General features: G+C 66.5%; 26 protein-coding genes. 6 read left to right on the top strand and 20 right to left on the bottom strand.

All coding sequences use genetic code 11. The features are described from left to right. The 12 genes from ribB to LJ725_RS02370 all read right to left on the bottom strand — a co-directional run bounded on the left by ribB (position 1) and on the right by LJ725_RS02370 (position 10669). On the bottom strand, positions 1 to 1152 hold the full coding sequence (ribB, locus tag LJ725_RS02315) for a 3,4-dihydroxy-2-butanone-4-phosphate synthase (RefSeq protein ID WP_230549001.1): 1152 nt from the start codon (positions 1150 to 1152) through the stop codon (positions 1 to 3). Next, positions 1149 to 1751, bottom strand: coding sequence for a riboflavin synthase (locus LJ725_RS02320; protein WP_230549002.1), 603 nt, complete (start codon positions 1749 to 1751; stop codon positions 1149 to 1151). The genes ribB and LJ725_RS02320 overlap by 4 nt, the downstream gene beginning before the upstream one ends. A 9-nt stretch (positions 1752 to 1760) precedes the next feature. Then, positions 1761 to 2852 carry a bifunctional diaminohydroxyphosphoribosylaminopyrimidine deaminase/5-amino-6-(5-phosphoribosylamino)uracil reductase RibD gene (ribD, locus tag LJ725_RS02325; RefSeq protein WP_230549003.1) on the bottom strand — a complete coding sequence of 364 codons (1092 nt, stop codon included), beginning with the start codon at positions 2850 to 2852 and terminating at the stop codon, positions 1761 to 1763. A gap of 5 nt (positions 2853 to 2857) precedes the next feature. Then, complete coding sequence (gene nrdR / locus LJ725_RS02330; RefSeq protein ID WP_068191512.1) at positions 2858 to 3322, bottom strand: transcriptional regulator NrdR; 465 nt, start codon at positions 3320 to 3322, stop codon at positions 2858 to 2860. A gap of 35 nt (positions 3323 to 3357) precedes the next feature. After that, positions 3358 to 4665, bottom strand: a complete 1308-nt coding sequence (glyA, locus tag LJ725_RS02335; RefSeq protein ID WP_408015713.1) for a serine hydroxymethyltransferase — start codon at positions 4663 to 4665, stop codon at positions 3358 to 3360. 5 nt (positions 4666 to 4670) lie between these two features. Then, positions 4671 to 5111, bottom strand: coding sequence for a ribose 5-phosphate isomerase B (gene rpiB, locus LJ725_RS02340; RefSeq protein WP_230549004.1), 441 nt, complete (start codon positions 5109 to 5111; stop codon positions 4671 to 4673). Positions 5112 to 5273: 162 nt separating this feature from the next. Further along, entirely contained in the window at positions 5274 to 6386 is a 1113-nt protein-coding gene (locus LJ725_RS02345) for a branched-chain amino acid ABC transporter substrate-binding protein (protein ID WP_230549005.1), read from the bottom strand. Between the two features lie 56 nt (positions 6387 to 6442). Beyond that, positions 6443 to 6805 (bottom strand): DUF6867 family protein, encoded by a 363-nt coding sequence (locus LJ725_RS02350; RefSeq protein WP_230549006.1) that lies wholly within the window; start codon positions 6803 to 6805, stop codon positions 6443 to 6445. Beyond that, positions 6802 to 7530 carry an ABC transporter ATP-binding protein gene (locus LJ725_RS02355; protein ID WP_230549007.1) on the bottom strand — a complete coding sequence of 243 codons (729 nt, stop codon included), beginning with the start codon at positions 7528 to 7530 and terminating at the stop codon, positions 6802 to 6804. The genes LJ725_RS02350 and LJ725_RS02355 overlap by 4 nt, the downstream gene beginning before the upstream one ends. Beyond that, complete coding sequence (locus tag LJ725_RS02360) at positions 7523 to 8332, bottom strand: ABC transporter ATP-binding protein (RefSeq protein ID WP_230549008.1); 810 nt, start codon at positions 8330 to 8332, stop codon at positions 7523 to 7525. Before LJ725_RS02360 ends, LJ725_RS02355 begins: the two co-directional genes overlap by 8 nt. Beyond that, positions 8329 to 9750: a high-affinity branched-chain amino acid ABC transporter permease LivM gene (gene livM / locus LJ725_RS02365; protein ID WP_230549009.1), complete on the bottom strand. Its 1422-nt coding sequence runs from the start codon at positions 9748 to 9750 to the stop codon at positions 8329 to 8331. Before livM ends, LJ725_RS02360 begins: the two co-directional genes overlap by 4 nt. 4 nt (positions 9751 to 9754) lie before the next feature. Next, the gene (locus LJ725_RS02370) at positions 9755 to 10669 is read right to left on the bottom strand and encodes an ABC transporter permease subunit (RefSeq protein ID WP_230549010.1); all 915 of its coding nucleotides are present in this window, start codon (positions 10667 to 10669) and stop codon (positions 9755 to 9757) included. A 185-nt stretch (positions 10670 to 10854) separates the two neighbouring features. Between LJ725_RS02370 and LJ725_RS02375 the strand changes: the two genes are divergently transcribed. From LJ725_RS02375 to LJ725_RS02395, 4 genes are read left to right on the top strand one after another with little or no spacing between them, the layout of a single operon-like run. Then, complete coding sequence (locus LJ725_RS02375) at positions 10855 to 11724, top strand: NAD(P)/FAD-dependent oxidoreductase (protein ID WP_230549011.1); 870 nt, start codon at positions 10855 to 10857, stop codon at positions 11722 to 11724. Positions 11725 to 11742: 18 nt separating this feature from the next. After that, positions 11743 to 12261, top strand: a complete 519-nt coding sequence (locus tag LJ725_RS29370) for a UGSC family (seleno)protein (RefSeq protein ID WP_456239134.1) — start codon at positions 11743 to 11745, stop codon at positions 12259 to 12261. Next, positions 12258 to 13295: a hypothetical protein gene (locus LJ725_RS02390; protein ID WP_230549014.1), complete on the top strand. Its 1038-nt coding sequence runs from the start codon at positions 12258 to 12260 to the stop codon at positions 13293 to 13295. The genes LJ725_RS29370 and LJ725_RS02390 overlap by 4 nt, the downstream gene beginning before the upstream one ends. A 10-nt stretch (positions 13296 to 13305) precedes the next feature. After that, a complete protein-coding gene (locus LJ725_RS02395) occupies positions 13306 to 14277 on the top strand; it encodes a hypothetical protein (RefSeq protein WP_230549015.1) in 972 nt (323 codons plus the stop codon). 7 nt (positions 14278 to 14284) lie between these two features. Here LJ725_RS02395 and LJ725_RS02400 read toward each other — a convergent pair whose 3' ends face one another. Genes LJ725_RS02400 through LJ725_RS02435 form a run of 8 tightly spaced genes read right to left on the bottom strand, consistent with a single transcriptional unit; the run spans position 14285 to position 22222 of the window. Next, on the bottom strand, positions 14285 to 15121 hold the full coding sequence (locus tag LJ725_RS02400; protein WP_230549016.1) for an amidohydrolase family protein: 837 nt from the start codon (positions 15119 to 15121) through the stop codon (positions 14285 to 14287). 11 nt (positions 15122 to 15132) lie between these two features. Beyond that, on the bottom strand, positions 15133 to 15570 hold the full coding sequence (locus LJ725_RS02405) for a hypothetical protein (protein ID WP_230549017.1): 438 nt from the start codon (positions 15568 to 15570) through the stop codon (positions 15133 to 15135). Position 15571: 1 nt separating this feature from the next. Next, positions 15572 to 16990, bottom strand: coding sequence for an amidase (locus LJ725_RS02410; RefSeq protein WP_230549018.1), 1419 nt, complete (start codon positions 16988 to 16990; stop codon positions 15572 to 15574). Positions 16991 to 16994: 4 nt separating this feature from the next. Further along, on the bottom strand, positions 16995 to 18068 hold the full coding sequence (locus LJ725_RS02415; RefSeq protein ID WP_230549019.1) for a dihydrodipicolinate synthase family protein: 1074 nt from the start codon (positions 18066 to 18068) through the stop codon (positions 16995 to 16997). 9 nt (positions 18069 to 18077) lie between these two features. Further along, entirely contained in the window at positions 18078 to 18947 is an 870-nt protein-coding gene (locus LJ725_RS02420; RefSeq protein ID WP_230549020.1) for a GNAT family N-acetyltransferase, read from the bottom strand. After that, the gene (locus LJ725_RS02425) at positions 18934 to 19965 is read right to left on the bottom strand and encodes an NAD-dependent epimerase/dehydratase family protein (RefSeq protein WP_230549021.1); all 1032 of its coding nucleotides are present in this window, start codon (positions 19963 to 19965) and stop codon (positions 18934 to 18936) included. The genes LJ725_RS02420 and LJ725_RS02425 overlap by 14 nt, the downstream gene beginning before the upstream one ends. After that, a complete protein-coding gene (locus tag LJ725_RS02430) occupies positions 19962 to 21407 on the bottom strand; it encodes an enolase-like domain-containing protein (RefSeq protein WP_230549022.1) in 1446 nt (481 codons plus the stop codon). Before LJ725_RS02430 ends, LJ725_RS02425 begins: the two co-directional genes overlap by 4 nt. Then, on the bottom strand, positions 21404 to 22222 hold the full coding sequence (locus LJ725_RS02435; protein WP_230549023.1) for a sugar phosphate isomerase/epimerase family protein: 819 nt from the start codon (positions 22220 to 22222) through the stop codon (positions 21404 to 21406). Before LJ725_RS02435 ends, LJ725_RS02430 begins: the two co-directional genes overlap by 4 nt. Positions 22223 to 22330: 108 nt before the next feature. Between LJ725_RS02435 and LJ725_RS02440 the strand changes: the two genes are divergently transcribed. Together LJ725_RS02440 and LJ725_RS02445 are read left to right on the top strand one after the other, a co-directional pair. Next, complete coding sequence (locus LJ725_RS02440) at positions 22331 to 23098, top strand: ABC transporter permease (protein ID WP_230549024.1); 768 nt, start codon at positions 22331 to 22333, stop codon at positions 23096 to 23098. A gap of 28 nt (positions 23099 to 23126) precedes the next feature. Next, positions 23127 to 24113: an ABC transporter substrate-binding protein gene (locus tag LJ725_RS02445; RefSeq protein ID WP_230549025.1), complete on the top strand. Its 987-nt coding sequence runs from the start codon at positions 23127 to 23129 to the stop codon at positions 24111 to 24113. Positions 24114 to 24127 lie beyond the last annotated feature (14 nt).

The following is a 24127-nucleotide window of genomic DNA, read 5'->3' on the forward strand; positions in this document are numbered from 1 at the left end:
CTAGACCTTCGCGCGGCCGGGAACCGGCTTCTGGGCGACGATCTTGAGACCGAATCCCTCCAGACCGACGACGCTCTTCTGGGAGTTGCTGAGCAGCACCATTTCCTTCACGCCGAGATCGATGAGGATCTGGGCGCCCACGCCGTAGTCGCGGAGCTCCTGCCCTGCCGGCTCGATCGGCTCGCCGGCGCGACGGCGCTGCTCGGCCAGCACCACGGTGAGCGGCTCGCGGATCAGCACGATGACGCCGCGGCCTTCCTTGGCGATCTCGCGCATCGACGCCTCGATCTCGCCGCCGCGGCCGCCGCTGCGCTGCCCAAGCGTGTCGGTGAACAGATTGACGGCGTGCATGCGAACCATCACCGGACCGCCGGCAGCGGGATCGCCCTTCACCAGGGCGACATGCTGCGCCATCGTCACCTTGTTCACGTAGACGACGCAGCGGAAGTCGCCGCCCCAGGTGCTGTCCAGCGCCGTCTCGCTGATTCGCTTCACGATCGAGTCGTAGCGGCGCCGATAGGCGATCAGGTCGGCGATGGTGCCGATCTTGAGCGCGTGACGCTGCGCAAAGGTGATGAGATCGTTGCGGCGCGCCATCGTGCCGTCATCGTTCATGATCTCGCAGATCACGCCGGCTGGATTGAGACCCGCAAGACGGGCGATGTCGACGGCAGCTTCGGTATGACCCGTGCGCTCGAGGGTGCCGCCGTCGCGCGCCACCAGTGGGAACACATGACCGGGCGTCACGATGTCCTGCGGTCCGCACGAGGGATCGATCGCCACCGACACGGTGCGCGAGCGATCGGCGGCGGAGATCCCGGTCGTCACGCCTTCGCGCGCCTCGATCGAGACGGTGAAGGCGGTCGAATGGCGCGTCCGGTTGTTCTGCGACATCAGCGGCAGACCGAGCTGCTCCACCCGCTCGCGCGTCAGGGCGAGGCAGATCAGGCCGCGCGCGTGCCGGGCCATGAAGTTGATGGCCTCCGGCGTCGCCCACTGGGCAGGGATCACCAGGTCGCCCTCGTTCTCGCGATCCTCGTCGTCGACGAGGATGAACATCCGGCCCCTGCGGGCCTCCTCGATGATGTCCTCGGCGGCGGCCTTCACTTCGCTGAAGGTGACCCGCCAAGCGTCCTTTTCGAGCGCACTCATGTTTTCTGATGCTCCAACAGTCGCGCAACGTAACGCGCGAGCATATCCACCTCAAGGTTGACCCTTTGGCCGACCCTGGCCTGTCCGAGGGTGGTCACCGCCTGGGTGTGTGAAATCACGTTCACGCCGAAGCGGTTGCCGTCCACTTCATTGACCGTGAGCGAAATGCCGTCGATCGCCACCGAGCCCTTGGCCGCGACGAAGCGCGCCAGCTCGGACGGCGCCTCGAACACGAAGCGCACGCTGCCGCCTTCCGGCGTCATGGAAACGATCCTGCCCACGCCATCCACGTGCCCGTACACGAGATGGCCTCCCAGCTCGTCGCCGAGCTTCAGCGACAATTCGATGTTGAGCCGGCTGCCGACTGTCCAGTCGCCGAGATGGGTCTTGTCGAGGCTCTCCGCCGAGACCTCGACCGCAAACCGGCCGGCACCCTTCTCCACCACCGTGAGGCAGCAACCGGAGCAGGCGATCGACGCACCGATGGCGATCGGCACCATGTCGTGCCGGGTGGAGATCACGAAACGACGGTCGCCCGCCTTGCCACCGGGGTCGACGGAAACGATCTCGCCGATGTCGCTCACGATACCTGTAAACATGGCCGCTACTTAATCCTCCCGCTGCCAGGTTTCCAGCGTGTCGCCCTGCAGTTGCCGGGCGGACACCAGGCGGAACCGGGGCGCGGAACCCAGTCGTGCAAATTCCAGTCCGCCCACCGCAGAGCGGCTGTCCCCGCCGAGGATCACCCCGGCGCGGTAACTCGAAATCCGGTCCACGAGACCGGCCTTCAGGAAGGACGCGGCAACCTGTCCGCCACCCTCGATGAGGACCCTCGTCAGTCCACGCCCGCCCAACACCTGCGCGGCCGCGGATACGTCGATGCGTCCGTCCGGCCGTCCTGCGACTTCGAGTATCTCGACGCCGAGAGCAGCGAGCCTCTCCCGCCTCTCCGCCGGCGCGCCCGGGGTACAGACGAGCCAGACCGGCGTGCCACGCGCCGAGGTCGCAAGCTTCGAAGCGGGAGACAGTCGCGCCTGCGAATCGAGCACGACGCGCACCGGCGAATAGGCCGCGAGCCCCGGCAGGCGGCAGGTCAGGTCGGGATCGTCGGCGGCGGCCGTCGCGGCGCCGATCAGGATAGCATCGTGGATGGCGCGCAGGCGATGCCCGTCCTGCCGCGCCGCCGCTCCGGTAATCCATCTGCTTTCGCCGGACGCGGTGGCGATACGCCCGTCGAGCGAGCCTGCCATCTTGAGATGGAAGAGCGGCCGGCCTTCGCGCACGCGCCGCAGGAAGCCCGCGTTGATCTCGGCCGCGTCCGCCGCGCCGTCGCCCACCTCGACCGTGATGCCGGCCGCCTTCAGGCGGGCATGCCCCTGCCCCTTCACGCGCGGATCGGGATCTTCGAGCGCCGATACGACACGCGCGACACCGGCATTCACCAAGGCGTCCGCGCAGGGCGGCGTACGGCCATGATGCGCGCAGGGTTCCAGCGTGACGTAGGCGGTCGCCCCCCTCAGAGACAGTCCGGCCTTGGCGGCTTCGGCGATGGCATCGGCTTCGGCATGCGGCCGTCCGCCATCCCGCGTACGCCCGCGCGCAATCACCAGCCCGTCGTGCACGATCACGCAGCCGACGGCGGGATTGGGCCAGGTGCGGCCGAGCGAACGGCGCGCCAGCGCGAGCGCTGCGCGCATCATCGGCTTCAGTCCTTGAAGTGGGTATCGGCGAGGTCGGAGATGAACTCCTCGAAGTCCCGGGCCTCGCGGAAGTTGCGATAGACCGAGGCGAAGCGCACGTAGGCGACCGGATCGAGCGCGCGCAAGGCGTCCATCACCAGTTCGCCGATCTGCGTCGAGGGAATCTCGCTCTCGCCGGAGCTTTCGAGGCGGCGCACGATGCCGTTGACCACGCGCTCCGTCCGTTCCGGGTCGACTGGCCGCTTGCGGCAGGCGACCTGTATGGAACGTGCCAGCTTGTCGCGATCGAACTGCACGCGCTGTCCGTTCTTCTTCACCACCGTCAGCTCGCGCAACTGGACGCGCTCGAACGTCGTGAAGCGGGAGCCGCAGGACGGGCAGTAGCGCCGCCGGCGAATCGCCGAGTTGTCGTCGGTCGGCCTCGAGTCCTTAACCTGAGTGTCCTCGTGACCGCAGAATGGACAGCGCATCTAGTTCCCCTGTTTTCTTCTGGCTTTGCGCCTTGTCAGTCGCGGTAGATCGGGAAGCGCGCGCAAAGCGCGTGCACCTTGGCCCGGACCTGGGCCTCGACCTGGGCGTCGCCGTCCGGGCCATTCTTGGCAATGCCGTCGAGCACGTCGGCAATCAGGTGTCCGATCTGCTGGAACTCCGCGACCCCGAAGCCGCGCGAGGTGCCCGCCGGCGTCCCGAGCCGCACGCCCGACGTGATCGTGTACTTCTCCGGATCGCCCGGAATGCTGTTCTTGTTGGTGGTGATGCCGGCGCGGTCGAGCACCTTCTCTGCCGAGACGCCGGTCGCCTTCTTGGGGCGCAGGTCGACCAGCATGACATGGCTGTCGGTACCGCCGGAGACAATCTTCAGCCCACGCTCGGTCAGCGTCGCGGCGAGCGCCCGCGCATTGTCGACCACCTGCTGGGCGTAGACCTTGAAGTCGGGCTTCAGCGCCTCGCCGAACGCCACCGCCTTGGCGGCGATGATGTGCATCAGCGGCCCGCCCTGAAGGCCCGGGAACACCGCCGAGTTGATCTTCTTGCCCAGTTCGGCGTCGTTCGACAGGATCATGCCGCCGCGCGGGCCGCGCAGCGTCTTGTGCGTCGTCGTCGTCACGACATGGGCATGCGGCAGCGGGCTGGGGTAGACACCGGCCGCGACCAGGCCGGCGTAGTGTGCCATGTCGACCATGAAGTAGGCGCCGATCTCGTCCGCGACCTTGCGGAAGCGCGCCCAGTCGATGTGGCGCGAATAGGCCGAGGCGCCGGCGATGATCAGCTTCGGCTTCTCGCGGCGAGCGATTTCCTCCATTTGCTCGTAGTCGATCAGGTGCGTGTCGGGCCGGACGCCGTACGACGCGACCTTGAACCATTTGCCCGACTGGTTGGCCGGGGACCCGTGCGTAAGGTGGCCACCTTCGGAAAGCGACATGCCGAGGAACGTGTCACCCGGCTGCAGCAGCGCCAGGAACACGGCCTGGTTGGCCTGCGCGCCGGAGTGCGGCTGGACGTTGGCGAAGGCGCAGTTGAAAAGCTTCTTCGCGCGCTCGATCGCCAGGTCCTCCGCCTTGTCGACCTCCTCGCAGCCGCCATAGTAGCGGCGACGCGGATAGCCTTCGGCGTACTTGTTGGTGAGCACCGATCCGGCCGCCTCAAGCACGGCGCGCGAGACGATGTTCTCCGAGGCGATCAGCTCGATCTGCTCCTGCTGGCGATGCAGTTCGCCCTTGAGGACGGCGTCGATCGCCGGATCGACTTCGGCGACACCCGTTGTGAACATCGGCAACGACGCATTGCTCATCTTGGCGGCAACCTGACTCATCTCGTTCAACCCTTTGAAAGCTTCTCAACGCGGACGGCGTGGCGGCCGCCGGCCCAACCGGTATCGAGGAAGACCTTGAGCGCCTCGCGGGCGACTTCGACGCCGATCAGGCGCTGGCCGAAGGCGATGACGTTGGCATCGTTGTGCTCGCGCGACAGCCGCGCGGATGTGACATCATGCGCGAGGACTGCGCGAACCCTGGGGTTGCGATTGGCCGCGATGGAGATGCCGATGCCGCTGCCGCAGACCAGCACACCCCGCTCCGCCCTGCCCGAGGCAATGGCCTCGCCCACGGCCTTCCCGAAATCCGGATAATCGACGGATTCGGTCGAATTCGTGCCAAGATCCAGCACGTCGTAACCTGCTTCCTGCAGGTCGCGCTTCAGGATTTCCTTAAGGTCGAAGCCGGCATGATCCGACGCGACCGCGATGGCGCCCCCCGGCATATCGACGATCGATCCCCTCTATCTATTGAGCCCCCCGATACCATATCGGGGGCTGCGGTGTCACGGTCCCCCAAAATCGTGGAAACCGACCCACAAGACATTGATCTGGAACGAAAAAGGCCCGGCGGGTGCCGGGCCTGTCTCGCGCAGGGCTGATTTGCCCTACTTCTTGATCGGCGAGGACTTGCCGTCCTTCCAGACGTAGATGTCGTAGACCGCGTCCTTGATGTCGCCCTTGGCGTCGAACTCGAGGACACCGACGGCGGAGTCATACTTGCCCGAGCGCAGCGCAGCGGCGACCTTGGCGGCCTCGGTCGACTTCGCCTTGTTGGCGGCATCGGCCCAAGCCTTCACGGCGGCGTAGCTGAACAGCGTGTAGCCTTCGGGATTGTACTTGGCGTCGCGGAACTTCTTCACGAGGGCGGCATTCTTGGGGTCGTCCTCGGCCTTGGGCGGGAACGACATCATGACGCCGTTGGTGGCCGCGCCGCCCAGTTGGGCGAACTCGGCGGTCTCCAGCGCATCGAAGCCCATCATGTTCGCCGCCAGGCCCTGCTCACGCGCCTGCTTGATGATCAGCGCGCCCGCGGTGTGGTAGCCGCCCAGCACGATGATATCGATCTTCGCCTGCTTCATCTTGTTGATCAGCGCGGCGAAGTCCTTGTCGGTATCGTTGTAGGCCTCGTACATCGTCTCGCGAAGGCCGCCCTTGTTCAGGGCCTTCTTGGTCTCGTCGGCCACGCCCTTGCCGTAGGGCGACTTGTCGTGAAGGATCGCGACCTTCGCATTCTTGTTGTTCTTCAGGATGTAGTTGCCGACGGTCGTGCCCTGCACGTCGTCGCGGCCGCAGGTCCGGAACACGGTGGTGTTGCCCTTGGCCGCCGCGTCATCCGTCAGCTTCGGGTTGGTCGAGGCCGGCGTGATCTGCAGGATCTTGCCTTCCTTGTAGATGTCCGAAGCCGGGATCGACGAGCCCGAGCAGAAGTGCCCGGCCACGAACACGACCTTGTCCGACACCATCTTGTTGGCGACCGCGGTCGCCTGCTTCGGATCGCAGGCATCGTCACCGATCACCAGTTCCAGCTTCTGCCCGTTCACGCCGCCGGCGGCGTTGATGTCCGCGACCGCCATTTCGGCGCCGCGCTTCAGCTGCTCGCCGAAAGCCGCATTCGCGCCGGTCATCGGACCGGCCGAACCGATCTTGATCTGGGCGAACGCGGGTGTCGCCATGAGCGCAACGGCTGCGACGGCCAGCGTGCCGTACATCTTCTTCATCCGGGTCTCCCTTGTTCGTTGAGCCTCCTCCGCGACAGGCGGAGCATGCGGTTAGATTAGGGCCCCTCGTCCCAGCCCAGCAAGCCTTTGCGCCGGTAAAGCCAGGGATATTGACGCACCATCTGGCGCGCCCGCGTGAGCCGAAAGGCAAACGCCGCGATTGCCAATTGCACTGCCCAGCCCAGTACAAATCCGGCCAGAGACCAGAGTTCGCCGTTGGCCAGTGCGTAGTCGAGGAAGCGCAGCGTTGCCGAAAGCAGCATCGTGTAGAACACGATCTGCGGCCAGGGGCGCCAGGTGAGTGCCACCGCATGCCCGGCGGCGAACGAGGCGGGGCCGATCAGGACGAGGTTGAACAGCAACACGTTGAACAACGTGTCGCCGAACCAGTCGAACATGAAGGTGTCGAGCGGGCTCATGCGTGGCCGCCTTCGAGATAGGCGGCGCGGACTTCCTGATTGGCCAGCAGCTCCTTGCCGCTGCCGCTCAGCCGCACCCGCCCGTTGGCCAGCACATAGGCGCGGTCGGCCAGCCGCAAGGCATGGAAGGCGTTCTGCTCGACCAGGAAGATGGTGACGCCCTCCTCCCGCGCGATCCGCCCGATCGACTCGAAGATCTGGCGCACGATCAGCGGCGCGAGCCCCAACGACGGTTCGTCGAGCAGCAGCAGACGCGGCCGGCTCATAAGTGCGCGCCCGATCGCCAGCATCTGCTGTTCGCCGCCGGACAGGGTGCCGCCGCGCTGGTCACGCCGCTCGGCGAGTCGCGGAAACATCGCGAAGACGCGGTCGATGTCCGACTTGAAGTTGGCCGGATCGGCGAGAATGGCGCCCATCTGCAGGTTCTCGAAGACGCTCATGCGCGGAAAGATGCGCCGGCCCTCCGGCACTTGCGCCACGCCGCGCCGGACGATCTGATGGGTCGGCAGTGCGGTAATGTCCTCGCCGTCGAGCACGATCGTGCCGCTGCGGGCGCGGGGATTGCCGCAGATCGTCATCAGCAGCGTGGACTTGCCCGCGCCGTTGGCTCCGATCAGCGTCACGATCTCGCCGCGCGCCACCTCGAGATCGACTCCATGCAGCGCCTGGATGGCGCCATAGAAGGTCTCTATGCCCTTGACCGACAGGATGGAGGGCTCAGCCATCGAGCGCCTTCTCGTCTGTGCCGAGATAGGCCCGGATCACCGCCGGGTCGTTCCGCACGGCCGCGGGCGCGCCCTCGGCGATCTTGCGTCCGTAGTCGAGCACGACGATGTGGTCGGAGATCTGCATCACGACGCTCATGTCGTGCTCGATCAGCAGCACCCCGATCCCGTCGCGGTCGCGGATCGAGACCAGCAGCTCGTTGAGCTCGGCCGATTCGCGCGGATTGAGGCCGGCGGCCGGCTCGTCGAGACAAAGGAGCACCGGCTCGGTGCACATCGCGCGGGCGATCTCGAGCCGCCGCTGGGCGCCGTAAGGCAATTCGCCGGCCGGCCGGTCTGCATCGGCCACCAGGCCGATGCGCTCCAGCCACAGGCGGGAGAGTTCGATCGCGGCTTCCTCGGCACGGCGGAAGCTCGCGACACCGAGCAGACCCAGCAGGCTCCAGCCAGAGGCGCGCATCAGCTTGTTGTGTTGCGCCACCATCAGATTCTCCAGCACCGTCATGCCAGGGAACAGACGGATGTTCTGGAAGGTACGGGCCACCCTCGCCTTCTGGCCGATCTCGTGGCCGCGCATGCGTTCGAGGAGGAATTCCCCGGGCCCGCCGCGCAGGGTCAACCGTCCGACCGTCGGCTTGTAGAAGCCGGTGATGCAGTTGAAGACCGTCGTCTTGCCGGCGCCGTTCGGGCCGATGATGGCAGTGATGGATCTCGGATGGGCAGTGAAGGACACGTCGTCGATCGCGACCAGGCCGCCGAAGCGCATGGTGAGGTGTTCGACCTCGATGAGCGGAGCCATCATCCGCCGCCTCCCGAGCCTGCCGGATGCAATCGGATCGACGGCTCGCGATGGGAGATGAGCCCGCGTGGCTTGAATACCATGATCAGGACCATGGCGAGGCCGAAGGCCAGCATGCGGTAGCTTCCGAGGTCGCGGAACCATTCCGGCAGGCCGATCAGCAGCACGGCCGCCAGCACGACGCCGATCTGGCTGCCCATGCCGCCCAGCACGACGATGGCGAGGATGATCGCCGATTCGATGAAGACGAAGCTCTCGGGGCTGATGAAGCGCTGCTTGGCCGCGAAGAATGACCCGGCGAAGCCCGCGAACATGGCGCCGATGGCAAAGGCCGTGAGCTTGGTGTTGGTCGGATTGATGCCCAGCGCCTGGCAGGCCGTCTCGTCCTCGCGCAGCGCCTCCCAGGCGCGTCCCACGGGCAGACGGCGCATGCGCTGGGTGAACAGATTGGTGATCAGCGCCAGACCGAGGATGATGTAGTAGAGGAAGATCAGCCGGTGGTTGCCGTTGAAGGCGATGCCCAACATCTCCGACACGGTCTGCTTGCCCGGCGGCGGCGTCTCGGCGAACACCGCGCCGAACAGGGTCGGCCCCGGAATCGAGCCGATGCCGGCCGGTCCATTGGTCAGGTCGAACCAATTGAGCAGGACGAGGCGGATGATCTCGCCGAAGCCCAGGGTGACGATCGCGAGATAGTCGCCACGCAGGCGCAGGACCGGGAAGCCCAGCATGATGCCGAACAGCGCCGCCATCATCCCGGCGAGCGGCAGGACCGTCCAGAAACCCAGCCCGTACTGCGTGCTGAGCAGCGCATAGGCGTAGGCGCCGACCGCGTAGAAGGCGACGTAGCCCAGGTCGAGCAGGCCGGCGAGTCCGACCACGATATTCAGGCCCCAGCCCAACATCACGTAGGTCAGGATCAGCACGCCGAGGTCCATGGTCTTCTGGTCGGCCACCGGCGAGAACGGCAGCAGCACGGCGAAGGCCAGCAGCAGCCAGCCGAACCATTTGGAGCCGGCCCTGCCCAACGCCAAGCCCGACGGCGTCCGCGCCGCCGCGCCCATCGCATCGCTGGCCCACGGCCAGATCGCGCGGATCACCAGCAGCATGCCGCCCAGCGCCACGAACCAATGCAGGAAGCCCGACGGCAGCTTCATCGGCGAGGCGCCGGCCACAATCATCGCCACCCCAAGCACGATGGCCGGCCAGCGCAGCCCGTTCGCCGCCATCGAAAGACCGAGCCGGCCGATGAAGATGACGACCACTGCAACCAAAAGATCGACGAGATGATAGTCGAAGCCCAGCCCCTTCCCTCCGCCCATGTCGACGGTGCGGAAGCCGACGATGAAGATGCCGAGCGCGGCGGCGACGAACGCGGTCAGGCCCGCGTCCTTCAGCATGAGGGGAAGACGCGGGCCCATGCGCTCAGACCTTCTCGATCTCCGGCTTTCCGAGCAGGCCGCTCGGCCGGAAGATCAGCACCAGCACGAGGATCGCGAAGGCCGCGACGTCCTTGTATTCGCTGGAGAAGTAGCCAGCCCAGAAGACCTCGATCAGGCCGATCAGCAACCCGCCGAGCATCGCGCCCGGCAGCGAGCCGATGCCGCCCAGCACCGCCGCGGTGAAGGCCTTGATGCCCGCCAGGAAGCCGATGAAGAAATCGATCACGCCGTAGTACATCAGGAACAACATGCCGGCGACGGCGGCCAGCGCCGCTCCCAGCACGAAGGTGAGCGAGATCGTGCGGTCGACGTTCACGCCCAGCAACGCCGCCATCTTCATGTCCTGCTCGCAGGCCCGCTGCTGGCGGCCGAGCGAGGTCCGGGCGATCACCCAGGTGAAGCCCGCCATCAGCACGATCGTGACCAGCACGATGATGATCTGCAGCCATGTCACGCGAACGTCGAACCCGTCGGCAGTGAACAGGTTGAAGCCGCCGGAAACGATCTGTCCGCCCGGTTTCGGCCGCGCGCCCTGGGCGAGCTGGACGTAGTTCTGGAGGGCGATCGACACGCCGATGGCGGAGATCAGCGGGGCCAGCCGGAACGAGCCGCGCAAGGGTCTGTAGGCCGTTCGTTCGATCGCCCATCCGTAGACGGCCGAGAACGACATGGCGAGCAGCAGCACCAGGACGATGGCGATGGGGGCCGAGCTGATCCCCAAGCTGCCGCAAATGATGAAGCCGATCAGGGAGATGAAGGCGCCGATCATGAAGACCTCGCCATGCGCGAAGTTGATCATGCCGATGATGCCGTAGACCATCGTGTAGCCGATGGCGATGAGCCCGTAGATGGCGCCCAGCGTGATTGCGTTGATCAGCTGTTGCGTGAAATACGCCATGCCCTGTGTCTGTCTCCCTGTCCTTGCGACCTAAGATGCTTTCTCCGGGACTGGCAAGCTCAAGATGAATGACCTGCAAATCGCGGACCAGAGGCAAGGCCCATGGAGCCTTGCCGGGCAAAGCGCCTGCGGGGTTGGCCAATTGCCACTTGAACTCGGGGGCCCAAGTGCCGATTAAAGATCGCATGGACACCCCCTCCTACGACGTCATCGTCATCGGTGCCGGTCCTGCCGGACTGACCGCCGCCACCGACATCGCCCGCGCCGGCCTCAAGGTGCTCTGCCTCGACAAGCTCGCACCGGGCGGCGAGATCATGAATCTCGGCGAACTCCACGATTTCGACGAGATATTCGACGGCACCCAGATGGCCTCCCGCCTGACAGACGACGCCGTCGTCGCCGGCGTCGAGATCGGCTTCGGCGAGGTGTCCTCGATCGCGGGCCAGGGCCCCTTCGAGGTCGGCACCGCGGACGGCGAGCGCCACGGCGCCCGCGCGCTGGTCGTTGCGACCGGCCTGAACAAGGGCAAGCTCGGCGTGCCGGGCGAGGAGGACTATGAAGGGCGCGGCCTCTCCCACTGTGCCAATTGCGACGGCCCGCTCTATGCCGGCCAGCCCGTGATCATCGCCGGTGCCACAGGATGGGCGCCGTACGAGGCGAAGGCGCTCGTCGGGATCGCGGGCGAGGTCACCATGCTCGGCGTGCCCGACGGCGACGTGCCCGAGGGCGTGACCTCGCAACCCGGTCGGATCGTGGGCGTCGAAGGCAGCGGCGGCCTCGAGGCCGTGACGGTCGAGAATGACGGCCAGCGAAACACAATTCCGACGAATGCCGTTTTTGTTTACGTCGGCCGGTCTCCCGCTGCGGAATTCCTGCCGGATTCGCTTGCACGTGACGCCACCGGGCATATCGTTGTCGACCAGGGGGGCCGGACCGGCCTGCCGCTGGTATTCGCCGCCGGCGACGTGCGGTCGGGCTCGAAGGAATATCTGGCGAACGCCATCGAGGATGGCCAGCGCGTGGCCAAGTCGGTGGTCGCCGCTTTGAACCAGTAGCGTGGAGGGAACCCGAGAATGCGTATCTTCAATCCGAGCTTCGGCCTGGCCGCCGCCGGCCCCGCCAAGGTGACGCTGCAGCCGATCAACTGGGCGACCGACGCGATTGCGCTGATCTCCAATTCCAAGCCGAACGCCCGCGAGCTGCTGGAAGGCGTCCGGGCCATGCTCGGCGCGCACCGCCCGGTGGACAACATCCACTTCCACGCCAAGAACAGCGCGAGCCAGCCCGCGCCGAAGGAACTGATCGAGAAGGTCGCGAAGAACTACAAGGGAGCCCTCCTCGCCTTAGGGGATTGAGGAAGCTGTTCATCGTGGAGTTTCCACGACAGCCTCGAACTCGAGAAGCTCGGCGTCACCTCCTTCGTGATCGCCACTGAGACCTTCAAGCCGCTGGTCCTTGCACAGGCGAAAGCCCGCAAGGTCGAGCCACGTCTGATCGTAGTGAAGCATCCCGTCGGCGGCCTGAATGCCGAAGAATTGCGGGAGCGCATCGAAGCCGCGACCAAGGGACTGACCGAGGCGACCGCCAAATGAAGGACATCGCCGAACAGGAAGTGATCGACATCGGCGACATGGATGTCGAGGCCTTCAACGAGTACGCCACGGAACAGGGCTGGAGCGACGGCATGCCGCTCTTCGTCCCCACCGAGGCCAAGGTCGCGAAGTTCGTCGAGACCGTTCGCGGCGACAACCGGCCCTATGCGCCGGTGCCGCCGCGCCAGATCGTGCCGACGGTGCAGGCGCTTGCCGCCAACGCCGTGATGGCGGGCTGCAAGCCCGAATATTTCCCGGTGGTGACCGCCGCCCTGCGCGGCGTGCTCGACCCGGAGTACAATCTGCACGGCACGCTGGCGACCACGCACTCGTGTGCACCGATGGTCATGGTGAGCGGCCCGATCCGGCACGAGCTCAACATCAACTGCGGTACCAACTGCTTCGGCCAGGGCCGCCAGGCCAACGCCACGATCGGCCGTGCGCTCGGCCTGATGCTGCTGAACGTCGCCGGCGCCAAGCCCGGCGAGATGGACCGCTCGACCCAGGGCAATCCCGCCAAGTTCACCTTCTGCTTCGGCGAGAACGAGGAAGAGAATCCCTGGACGCCCTATCACGTGCAGCGCGGCTTTGCGCCGACGGACTCCGTCGTGACGGTGATGTCGGGGGAAGGCCCGCACAATCTCAACGACCACGGCTCGACCACCGGCGACGGCCTGCTGACCACCTTCGCCGGCGGCATGTCCAATCCGGGCTCCAACACGATCTACGGCAAGGGCCCGATGTTCGTCATCATCGGCCCCGAGCATGCCGCCACGCTGAAGCGGGACGGCTTCACGATCGACAGCATCCGCGAGGAGCTGTGGAAGCGTTCGCGTGTCCATCTCTCGCGTGTCTCGAAGGAAAACCTCGTGACCTACGAGACCACCGGGCACAAGCCGGACGGCGACTGGCTGACGATCGGCCGCGATCCGAACGACATCCACATCACCGTGGCGGGCGGGCCGGGCAAGCACTCGGCTTTCATTCCGTCGTTCGGCGGCACGACAGTGTCCTGCACGCGTATCGCGCGATGAGCGACCGCTCGTGAATGAGTGGTGTGGCTGGCCGGTCGTCGACGATTCGACGACTTGGGAAAGCGCTCAGCAAATCCTGACGGAGGCCGAACTTTCGGACGGCCTCCCTCTCGTCCCCCCGACGAAGAAGCGGCTCGACGCCATGATCGCCGGCGTGGCCAACCGGGCCGACTCGCTTGGCATGATGCCGCCGATGTTCGGCGACATCACACCCGAAGCGGTCGCCTATCAGTGCGTCATTGCGGGCTGCGTGCCGGCCGAATTGTCGGTCGTGCTGGCGGCGGCGCAGGCCCTCCTCGAACCCGACTTCAACCTTCTGGGTATCGCGACCACGACCGGCAGCGCCGCGGTCGCGCTCTGTGTCCATGGCCCCATCGCCCGCACGCTCGGCATCAACGCGCTGACCAATGCCATCGGTCCCGGCACTCGCGCCAATGCCTGCATCGGCCGCGCCCTCCAATTGTCCTTGCGCAACATCGGCGGCGCCCGTTCGGACACGGGCGACATGGCGACGATGGGCCAGCCCGCTAAGTACACGCTATGCTTCGCCGAACGCGACGAAGGCCCCTTCCCCAGCTTCACCGAGCGACACGGCCTCGGGAAGGATGCGAGCGCGATCACGGTGATGGGCATTTCCGGCACCGCCGAGGTGCTGCCGGGCGACGGCGAAGGCGCCACGCCCGAGGCGATCCTCGACCCGGTGGCCGCCGGCATGCGCGCCGAGATCGTGATGTCCGGGCAGAGCCGCAAGAAGGATCGCGGCGAGCAGGTGCTGCTGCTTCCGCTCGAACTCGCGGAGAAGATCGCCCGCCATGACGGCTGGGACCTGAAGCGCGTCCAGCACTACCTGTTCGACAAGGGCGGCGACGTCGCCTCGTCACCCGAGGCGATCCACCCGATCGTCACCGGCGGCGCCGGCTACAAGATGGCCTACCTCCCGATCTGGGGCGGCGGCTCGCAGACGGTCCTGCGCAAGCTCTGACCGACGGTCAGAGCTTCCAGCCCAGCCATTCGCAGACACCGCGGCCCATCACGTCCTCGAGGTCGCTGCCCTTCAGCCACGGCATTTCTTCCGTGAACATGGTCACGCCCTGGCGATAGCTGCAGGGAAGTCGCGACAGGTCGGTGCCCCAGAAGGTGCGCTTCGGGCCGAAGGCGTCGAACACCCGCCGGATATGCGGATGTACCGACTTGAAGGGATAGGTCTTGTCGCCGGCATAGCAGGGCATGGCCGAGACCTTGGCTGCCACGTTGGGTCGTCGGGCGAGCGCCAGCACATTTTCCAGCGTGGCGAAGTTCATGGCCTCGGTGACCCCCTTGCCGCTCTTGAGGCCGAGATGGTCGAGCACCAGCCGCAGGCCGGGATAGCGCTCGGCCACCTTGTCGGCGAGGTGCATGTATTCGTGATGGAACAGCACCATCGCCGGGATGCCGCGCTTCTCCAGCTCGCCCCAGACCCAGTCGAAGCGGCCATCGAGCAGCGGCTGGCGCAACACCTCGGTATGGAAGGTGAAGCGCACACCCAACATGCCCGGCTGCTTCTTCCAGTCGGCGAGCTGGCCGGTGGCGCCCGGCGCCTCGGGATCGAAGCGGCCCATGGTGGCGAAGCGCGTCGGATGCTCCCGCGCCGCCTCGTTGGCGAGGTCGTTGCGGTCGCCTTCCCAGGAGGGCGGCACGATGATCGCGCCGTCGACGCCCGCCTTGTCCATCTCGGCCAGCAGCTCCTCCTTGCCGAGCGGCTCCCGGTGCGGCTCGGCCCGCGCCGGCCACGGACGCTCGGGCGTGTTCGGTCCCCAGATGTGGACCTGCGCGTCAACGATCTTCATTTCCCTGTTTCCTACCTCAGCAGTTTGCGCGCGAGCGTATAGAACAGCCACATGCCGAAGCCCCAGAGCGCATAGACGATCGGCACCACGACCACGCCCGGCAGGCGCCAGCCGCCTCCAACAGGCGCACCCTTGAGCGGCAGCACGACGAACCAGTTCACCGCCAGCACCAGCGTGGCCGCGAACAGGATCCAGCCCAGCGCGCCATTCAAGGCACCCGGCAGGCGCGTGACGACCAGGGCGCCGAGGATACCCCACAAGCCGCCCCAGAAGCATTGCGAGACGATCGTGGGTACGCCCCACGGCGGCACCGGGCGCATGCTGTAGAGATTGGACCGGCCGTAGCCGAGTTCGGCGGCGAAGTGAAAGCCGAGCTGATGGAACACCAGCACGCTCAACGCACCGGCGATGAAGCCCGCGACCACCATGCGCCAGAAACTACCGGTCATGTCACTTCTCTCCGGAAGGCCGCCGATCGCGCCAGGGATGCGCCCCTTCGAGCTGCGCGGCCAACGACAACAGGGTGGCCTCGGCACCATAGCGCGCCACGAAATGCATGCCGATGGGCAGACCGTCTGCAGTCCATTCGAGTGGCACCGACATGGCCGGGACGCCGGCGGCGTTGCACACGGCAGTGAAAGCCACCATCGGCGTCAGCCCCTCCTCGTACTTCTCCAGCGTGCCGTCCATGCGCACCGTGCCGAGCGGCAGTGACGGGCGGGCAATGGTCGGCGACAGGAGGATGTCGAACCTTTCGAAGAAGGCGCCCAGCTGTCGGCCCGTGCGATGGAATGTCTGTACGGCCCGAATATAGTCGTGCGCGCCGATCCTGGCGCCCTGCTCCGCATAGAGTCGCGTCACCGGCTCGAGATCATCCGGCCCCGGCACGCGGCCGTTGGCACGCACCTGTATGTTGGTGAAGGTGTTGGCACACATCACCGTGCCGAAGGCCTTGCCCGTTGCTTCGGCGTCATAGTCCGGCACGGCCTCCTCGACATGATGGCCCAGCGCTTCCAGCCGCTTCGCCGTGCGTTCGACGGCCGCAACCAATGCCGGCTCCATCGCTTCCCAGCCCACGGGCCTGCGCAGGAACGCAACGCGGAGCCTGGCCGGTGCCCGCCCGGTCGCGTCGAGAAAACTGCCTTCGGTCTCCGGCGCACGGTAGGGATCGCCCTGCTCCCCGCCCGCCAGTGCATCGAGCAACGCCGCGCTGTCGCGCACCGAGAGGGACACGCAGAGCTGTGCTCCCGCCCCCGCCAGCGTCTCCCCCATCGGCGCCAGGCTGATGCGGCCACGCGAGGGCTTCAGACCGAACAGGCCACACAATGAGGCCGGAATGCGGATCGAACCGCCGCCGTCGGTCGCATGCGCCATCGGCAGCGCCCGCGCGGCCACGACGGCTGCCGATCCGCCGGAAGAGCCGCCCGGCGACAGGTCGGCACGCCACGGATTGACCGTCGCGCCGCCGAATGCGGGTTCGGTCGTCGGCGCGAGGCCGAACTCGCTGGTGTTGCTGCGCCCCACGATCACCAGGCCGGCGCGGCGCATGCGCGCCACCGCCGCGCTGTCCCGCAGCGCGACCGGCTCCCTGGCGAAGAAGCGCGAACCGACGGTGGTCGGGGTGCCGGCACAATCGGCCATGAGCTGCTTCACGACGAAGGGAATGCCGTGGAACGGTCCCTCGCCCGCCGCCGCGATCGACTTCTCCAGCAGATCGCCTTCGTAGAAGTCGGTAATGGCGTTCAGCCGCCCGTTGACCCGACGCAGCCGCGCGAGGCTCGCGTCGAGCAGTTCGCGCACCCCGATCTCGCCGCGGCGGACCAGCTCCGCGACGGCAAGGGCATCGTGCGTCGCAAACAGGTCTTCCAACGGTTCAGTTCCGCCAGCGCTCGAGGTTCGCCGCCACGAAAGCATCGTCATGCAGCTCGGGATAGGTGGCGTAGAGCCGGTCGATGCCCTCGCTCTGGCCAGGACTCAGCTTCTCGTGCGGATCGAGGCATTCGATCGACTTCAGCAGCCCCTGCCGCCGCAGGATCTCGTGGCAGCCGGGAATGCAGCCGGCGAAATCGTGATCGACGTCGAACACGACGCTGTTGCAGTCGGTCACGAACGAGTCCAGCGCCAGTACCTCGGGCAAAATCGCGCCGTTGGACACCGAGAGTTTGAGCCGCTCCAGCATCTTCACCGCGCCACGCGTCCAGACGCTCCAATGCCCGAGCAGGCCGCCCTGGAAGCGCAAGGTCACCTCGCGGTTGCCGGTGCGAACCACCATCGGCGTCACGAGATCGGCCACGATGTGATCGTCGTTGCCGGTATAGAGCGTGATGCGATTCTCGGCATGCGCGGCGGCGATGCCGAAGCAGACGTCGAGCGTGCGGTAGCGATTGAACGGCGCCACCTTGATCGCCACGACATTGTCGATCGCCGCGAAGCGCGTCCAGAACTCGCGCGACAGCTTGATGCCGCCCACGGCCGTCTGCAGGTAGAAGCCGATCAGCGGCATCTCCTTCGCGACCGAAGAGCAATGCTCGATCAGCTCGTCCTCGCTGGCGCCTTTCAGCGCCGCCAGGGACAGCAGCACCGCATGATAGCCGAGCGACCGCGCCGTGCGTGCTTCCTCGACCGCCTGCACCGTCTTGCCGACCGCGCCCGCGATCATGACCAGCGGCCGGTCGGTCCAGTCGCGCGCCGTCTCGATGGCGAGTTCGAGGACCGGACGGTAGAGGCCGACCTCGCGGATGGCGAACTGGGTGGAATGCACGCCGACGGCCAGGCCGCCCGAACCGGCATCGAGGTAGTAGCGGCTCAACGCTCGCTGCGACTGCTCGTCGAAGTTCCGTTCGGTATCGAGCGCCAGCGGGTGCGCGGGAATGACGGTGCCCTGCCGCAGCAGGGACAGGACCGGCGCCGGAAGATCGCGCCAATGAAGGGCCTTGTCGGTGCTCATGCCGCCATCCTATCCCAGTTCCGGACCCGCGAGGGCAAAGACATGGCGGGGATCGTCCAGCCCCTTCGCCGTCCCCAGGGTCATGCGCATGTAGCCTCGTGGCGAGGTCGCGCCCTGTTCCAGGAGCCAGGCGCGGACCGAACTATGTGCCTCCGGCACGTCGATGATGAACGGCCCCGGCGCGGACACCGCGGCCTGCGAGATCAGCGCGAGGGCAATCGCCTCGCGGTCGGCGACCACGGGTCCGAGCGACGTCGCCACCCTTCCTTCGCGGCCCAGCACGAAGCCGACGATCTTGCCGCCCCCGTCTTCTGCCAGCCAGGCCCGGCCGGGCTGGCGGAGCGCGAGGTGCATCAGGATCGAGGGACGTTCCATGCCGGTCAGCGGCCGGTCGTAGACGGCAAGCCGCGGCAGGTCGGCCGGGGTGACCGGCCGGATCGTGATGCCGGCCGGGGACGCGACCGCGCCGGCTTTTGCGTCGTCGAAATGCCATCGCGCGATCCGGTAGAGGTCGCGAAAGCCCAACGGCAGATAGATCGGCCGTCCCTGCTCGGTGGCGTCGAGGCCGGCAACGGCGTCGGCCGAGCGCACTTCCTCGATGCAGCGCTTCAGCAGGCCCGTGCCGACGCCGCCGCGACGGCGATCCTGCGTCACCAGCACCATGCTGATCCAGGCGAGCTTTTGGCCGAGCGGCAGGATCAGCGAACTGGCCTGCCATGTCCCGTCCGGCGCGATGCAGCCGAAGCCACGCCCCGCGCCCAGCATGAAGCGCCAGTCGGCGACGTTCTGATTCCAGCCTGCCTCGATCGACAGAGGCCACACCGCATCGCTCTGTTCCGGCTCGATCGGCCGGACGTCGAGTGCGTCAATACTTGCCATCGCGCACCTCGTAGTGCGTGGGCTTGTTCAGGGTGGCCATGTCCCGCTCGAGCCAGTCGGTCGTCCACTCGATCATCTTCGAGAGCGGCACGCTGGGCGAACCGAATTCCTTCTCCATACGGCTCGCGTTGTTAAGCCAGCCGGTCGGCGCTTCCTTGCCGGTGAGTGTCGGGGTCTTGCCCAGCAGCTTGCCGAATTCGGCGGCCAGCCAGCGAATCTCGATGGTCTCCAGCCCGGTGACGTTGATCGGAGTCGTGGGTGTGGTGGCGCGCGCGAGACAGCGCAGCGCGACCGAATTCGCATCGCCCTGCCAGATCACGTTGACGTGCCCCATTGACAGGTCGATCGGCTCACCGTCCCGCACCTTGCGGCCGACGTCGTGCAGAACGCCGTAACGCATGTCGATCGCATAGTTCAGACGGAACAGCCGGCCCGGGGTGCCGTGGCGGGCCGAGAAATACTCGAACATGCGCTCGCGGCCGACGCAGGAGTTCGCATAGTCGCCGGACGGCGGCACAGGCGGCACCTCCTCGGTCGCGCCGCCACCGTCGACCGGCACGAACGGGTACACGCAGCCGGTCGAGAAGGCGACGATGCGCGACTCCTTGAAGACCTCGGCGACCATTGCCGGCACCTGGACGTTCATCGCCCAGGTGAGCGGCACGTCCCCGGTGGCGCCGAATTTTCGACCGGCCATGAAGACGACGTTGGCGGCCCTCGGGAGACTCTCCAGCGCCTTTCGATCGAGGAGGTCGGCGGAGATCGGCTCGACGCCGGCCTTCTCCAACGCCTCCTTCACACCGGGCTCGCTGAAGCGCGCCACGCCCATCACGCGCTTGGTCGGCGCCGCGCGCTTGGCCATGCGCGCCAAGGTCGGGCCCATCTTGCCGCCGACGCCCAACACGAGAATGTCGCCCGGCGTCGCGGCGAGATCGGCCACAAGTTCGGCGGATGGTGAAGTCATGAAGTCCTCGACCGCCTCGACGCTGTCGAAGCGGGCCGGAAGGTTGGTGCTCATTTCTTCCCTCCAGGATGGGCCGGCATCAGCCGTTCGCGCGGCGCGTCGAGCATCGGCCGGAGCGCCGTGAAGTCGAGATCGACGCCGACCGCAAAACCGGGACACCCGAGCGAATCCAACGCCAGCGCCCCGTCTTTGACCTTGAGACGAGCCGGCTTGCCCGTTTGCCGCTCGTAGAGCTCGGGATGCGCGGCGACGAAGCCATTCTGCTCGGCATCGGAGGCCGACGACATGCCGTCGATGAAATGGTGGGCGTTGCGCTCGACATGGGTGAGGCCCAGCAGAGAGACCAGCGCCAGATCCTGCTGGACGCTCACACCGGGCTGCGTCGTCAGATCCTCGGCTGACATGAAGTAACCCGGGCCGAGCTTCGCGACGCGCGCGGCATTCAGGATCGACTTGTAGAAACCCTTGCAGTTCTTGCTCGAAACACCGGCATAGCCGAGCTTCAGCGCCTGCGGGAACGTCGACAGCTCGCCGTCGGACTCGTCGATGATGACCGGGCGATAGTGGGCAAGCGCCGTCACGGGCCGGCTGAGCGCCGCCTGGCGCTTGATCGGCTGTTCGATGAACAGCGTTGCCTTGACCATCCTCGCCAGCGCGGGCGTCTCCTCGACCTTACGCCAGAGTTCGACGATGCCATCGACATCGTCGTACTGCTCGTTGCCGTCGAACGTCACCTTGTAGTCGCCAGCCGCGGCATCCAGCACAGAGGCGATGCGCGTCAGGCGGTCGAGATCGGCCTCGATGTCGCCGCCGACCTTCAGCTTGTAGTAGCGGCCGTGATAGAGGGACACGACCTCTTCCAGCGTCTCCGGCAGCCCGTCATTCACGCGCTCGGAGACCGGCCGCTCCGCCGCCGTCAGCGGATCGACCAGCCCCACCGTGTGGCGAAGATCGATCGTGGGCCGTGGCTTCAAGCCTGCGAGGAAGCCCGCCAGATGCCCCGCCTCGATGTCGGGCGTCAGGTCCGTCGCGGCGATCCCCGGCACATTGGCCACGATCATCTGCGCGAAAGACTGTCCCGTCGCCTTGCCCACCGCATCGATGATCGCGCGGTCGAGCAGCGCCGGTCCATAGGAAGCCACGAGTGGATTGAGCCCGAGTTCGGCGCCGCGCGCGATCTGCTGGCGGTAGCTGCCAGCATAGAGGCCGAACGGCGTGTCGAAGCCGCGCGCCGTGTAGTGGTCGATGGCGAGCTGCAGCGCCTGCCGTAGCTGGTCGAGATTCTGGGCGTCGGAAAACTCGGGACTCTTCTCGAACCATTTGGCGCCCAATGCCTCGGCTGCGACTCCCTCGCTGGTGCGGCCGTCCTCCAGTGCGATCCGCACGCGAATGATCGCCTGGATGCCCTGGGTCACGGTGATGACGCCGAAGCGGAATGGGAGGCGCAGGCGATGGTCGCGCTCGAAGCGGTCGACCGCATCCACTTTCACTTTCATGCGCTTTGCTCCAGCAGGCCCTGCACGTAGCCGATCATGCGCGCCGCGCAGGTCGGCCCGTCGGGCTCGTAAATGAAGGGCTCCATGGCGATCCAGCCATCGTAGCCGGTGTCGCGCAGAGCCTGGACGACAGGAGCGAATTTGTCGGCGCCCTCGCCCGGTCCCCGCTTGTTGCGGTCGTTGAACTGGACGTGAGCCATCAGGCCGGTCGGCATCCATCGGCGGATCGCATCGGCGACCGGCTCCCTTTCCTCGAGGCCCGACGCCAGCGTATCGACCATCAGCTTGAACGCCGGACTACCGAGCCGGCGGACGACCGCTTCGGCTTCCCGCAGCGTATTGACGAAGTTGCAATCGGGCCGGGCCAGCGGTTCCAGGCAATAGACGACGCCCGCTTTCTCGGATGCCGCCGCCGCCGCGGCCCAGGCCTCCTCGATCCGCCTGGCATCGTCGGGATCCGCGACGCGACGCTGGGCGGGCGAGCCATGGACGAGGTAGGCGCCGCCCAGTTCGGCGCAGAGTTCGATCGAGGCCAGCATCACATCTAGGCTGCGTTGCCAGACCGCGCGATCGGCGCTGGCGATCGAGAGGCCGGCGGGTGCCGCCAGCAGCCAGTGCAGGCCGCTCACCTCGAGGCCAGCATCGCTGCAGGCGCGACGGACCTCGCCCCGCCGGGCGGCCGGCATGCGCCATGCATCGTCGCCCAGGGTAAAGGGCGCGACCTCGAGGCCTCTGTAGCCCAGTGCTGCGGCCAGGGCGCACTGGCGTTCGAACGGGAGTTCACGGATGACTTCGTTGCAGAGGGAAAGCTTCACGGACGAACCTCGCCTTGACGGGCAAATGCGCGTTCGCCAGTCTCATCGCATGGGGCTGCATGATATCAGCGCGACGAAAGCGATGAACAGGTTCATCGCACCGCGCGCATGACGAAACTGGGCGCCTTCAGCCGGCAATACTGGCCGACCGTCGTTCTCTTCGCTTTCCTGCTGGCGAGTTGGCAGACCGCCGTCACCTTCGGCAACATCCGCGAATACCTCCTGCCCGCGCCGCTCTCGGTGTGGAACGCGCTCTGGCATGGCGACACGGCCTGGGCCGGCCATCTGTGGACGACCACGCTGGAGATCATCGGTGCCTTCCTGATGGCCGCGGTGGTCGGCGTGGCGCTGGGCGTCGCGATCGCCTGGTCGCCGGTTCTCGCCAATGCCCTGGTGCCTTTCCTCGTGTTCGTGAACACGCTCCCGAAAGTGGCAATCGCGCCGCTGTTCCTGATCTGGATGGGCTACGGCATCTTTCCCAACATGCTGATGGGCGCCCTGATCGGCTTCTTCCCGGTGGTCATCAACACAGCGGTCGGCCTCTCGCAGGTCGAGCCCGACATGCTCGACCTCGGCCGAGTCTTCAACGCCCCGAAGTGGAAGATCTTCGTCAAGATCCGCATCCCCAACGCGCTGCCCTACATCCTGAGCGCCCTGAAGATCACGGCGACCGCCGCCGTGGTGGGCGCCATCGTCGGCGAGTTCGTCGCCTCGCAGCGCGGCCTGGGCTACGTCATCGTCACCACGCAGAGCAGCATGAACACCTCGGTGGCGTTCGCGGCCCTGGTCTGGATTTCCGTCGTGGGCCTCCTGCTCTACGGCGCCGTCGTCTTGCTGGCGCATCTCTGGGCCCCGTGGGCCGAGGGTGTCGACTGAGTTCGGGGAAGGGAAAAGGGAGATCGTCATGGCTCGTACATTGTCGCTCGCGTTGGCCGCGTTGCTGGCCACCTCCGGCGCCGCCTCGGCGCAGGAGAAGTTCACCTTCGCGCTCAACTGGTTCGCGGTCGGCGACCATGCCGCCTACTGGGTCGCCCTCGACAAGGGCTACTACAAGGCCAAGGGCCTCGACGTGACGCTGGAAAACTCCAAGGGCTCCGGCGATTCGATCGCCAAGGTCGATACCGGCCGCGCCGATGCCGGCCTCGCCGACGCCGCCGTGGTTATTGCTTCGGTCGGCCGTGGCACAACGGTGAAGACAGTCGGCATGGTCTTCGACAAGACGCCGCTCAACATCTTCAGCCTCAAGGAGAAGCCCCTCTCCAAGCCGAAGGACCTGGAAGGCAAGACGCTCGCCGCCCCTCCGGGCGATTCGCAGCGCCAGATGTTCCCGGCCTTCGCCAAGGTGAACGGGATCGACCCTTCCAAGGTGTCCTGGGTGAACATCGAGCCCGCCGCCAAGATCGCGGCCGTCGCGGAGAAGCGCGTCGACGGCGTGGGCGACTACAGCACCGGCCTCCCGCTCTACGAGAAGGCTGCCGGCAAGGGCAACGTCGTCATGATGCCGTGGGCGGACTTCGGATTCGACATGTACTCGATGTCGATCATCGCCAGCGCGAAGACGATGAAGGACCGTCCGAAGGCCCTCAAGGACTTCCTCGAAGCCTCCTACATGGGCTGGCGCGACGTCATGGCCGACCCGAAGGCCGCGATGGAGATCCTGAAGAAGCGCGTGCCCGAGGTCGACGTCGAGGTGATGACGCCCAATATGCTGATCGGCCTTGGACTGATGAGGACCGATCGCTACGCCAAGAACGGCATCGGCTGGATCGACGAGAAGAAGATGTGCGATTCGGTCGATCTGGTGAACGCCTACATGGGCCTGCCGAAGAAGGTCGAGTGCAAGGACGTCTACTCGACCGAGTTCTTCACCAAGGTGGCGATGCCTAACTGATCGAGGTAGTCGCG

It is taken from the genome of Reyranella aquatilis (assembly GCF_020880995.1).
Taxonomy (GTDB): Bacteria; Pseudomonadota; Alphaproteobacteria; order Reyranellales; family Reyranellaceae; genus Reyranella; species Reyranella aquatilis.

Bases quoted from the DNA above. Each gene is read 5' to 3' on its own strand.
- LJ725_RS02440 (WP_230549024.1), top strand. From the start codon at position 22,331: ATGACGAAACTGGGCGCCTTCAGCCGGCAATACTGGCCGACCGTCGTT.
- LJ725_RS02375 (WP_230549011.1), top strand. From the start codon at position 10,855: ATGGACACCCCCTCCTACGACGTCATCGTCATCGGTGCCGGTCCTGCC.
- LJ725_RS02345 (WP_230549005.1), bottom strand. From the start codon at position 6,386: ATGAAGAAGATGTACGGCACGCTGGCCGTCGCAGCCGTTGCGCTCATG.
- LJ725_RS02415 (WP_230549019.1), bottom strand. From the start codon at position 18,068: ATGAGCACCGACAAGGCCCTTCATTGGCGCGATCTTCCGGCGCCGGTC.
- LJ725_RS02370 (WP_230549010.1), bottom strand. From the start codon at position 10,669: ATGGCGTATTTCACGCAACAGCTGATCAACGCAATCACGCTGGGCGCC.
- rpiB (WP_230549004.1), bottom strand. From the start codon at position 5,111: ATGCCGGGGGGCGCCATCGCGGTCGCGTCGGATCATGCCGGCTTCGAC.
- LJ725_RS02445 (WP_230549025.1), top strand. From the start codon at position 23,127: ATGGCTCGTACATTGTCGCTCGCGTTGGCCGCGTTGCTGGCCACCTCC.
- LJ725_RS02400 (WP_230549016.1), bottom strand. From the start codon at position 15,121: ATGAAGATCGTTGACGCGCAGGTCCACATCTGGGGACCGAACACGCCC.
- LJ725_RS02430 (WP_230549022.1), bottom strand. From the start codon at position 21,407: ATGAAAGTGAAAGTGGATGCGGTCGACCGCTTCGAGCGCGACCATCGC.
- ribB (WP_230549001.1), bottom strand. From the start codon at position 1,152: ATGAGTGCGCTCGAAAAGGACGCTTGGCGGGTCACCTTCAGCGAAGTG.
- LJ725_RS02390 (WP_230549014.1), top strand. From the start codon at position 12,258: ATGAAGGACATCGCCGAACAGGAAGTGATCGACATCGGCGACATGGAT.
- LJ725_RS02350 (WP_230549006.1), bottom strand. From the start codon at position 6,805: ATGAGCCCGCTCGACACCTTCATGTTCGACTGGTTCGGCGACACGTTG.
- ribD (WP_230549003.1), bottom strand. From the start codon at position 2,852: ATGATGCGCGCAGCGCTCGCGCTGGCGCGCCGTTCGCTCGGCCGCACC.
- LJ725_RS02360 (WP_230549008.1), bottom strand. From the start codon at position 8,332: ATGATGGCTCCGCTCATCGAGGTCGAACACCTCACCATGCGCTTCGGC.
- LJ725_RS02420 (WP_230549020.1), bottom strand. From the start codon at position 18,947: ATGGCAAGTATTGACGCACTCGACGTCCGGCCGATCGAGCCGGAACAG.
- LJ725_RS02320 (WP_230549002.1), bottom strand. From the start codon at position 1,751: ATGTTTACAGGTATCGTGAGCGACATCGGCGAGATCGTTTCCGTCGAC.
- LJ725_RS02425 (WP_230549021.1), bottom strand. From the start codon at position 19,965: ATGAGCACCAACCTTCCGGCCCGCTTCGACAGCGTCGAGGCGGTCGAG.
- LJ725_RS02355 (WP_230549007.1), bottom strand. From the start codon at position 7,530: ATGGCTGAGCCCTCCATCCTGTCGGTCAAGGGCATAGAGACCTTCTAT.
- LJ725_RS02405 (WP_230549017.1), bottom strand. From the start codon at position 15,570: ATGACCGGTAGTTTCTGGCGCATGGTGGTCGCGGGCTTCATCGCCGGT.
- nrdR (WP_068191512.1), bottom strand. From the start codon at position 3,322: ATGCGCTGTCCATTCTGCGGTCACGAGGACACTCAGGTTAAGGACTCG.
- livM (WP_230549009.1), bottom strand. From the start codon at position 9,750: ATGGGCCCGCGTCTTCCCCTCATGCTGAAGGACGCGGGCCTGACCGCG.
- glyA (WP_408015713.1), bottom strand. From the start codon at position 4,665: ATGAGTCAGGTTGCCGCCAAGATGAGCAATGCGTCGTTGCCGATGTTC.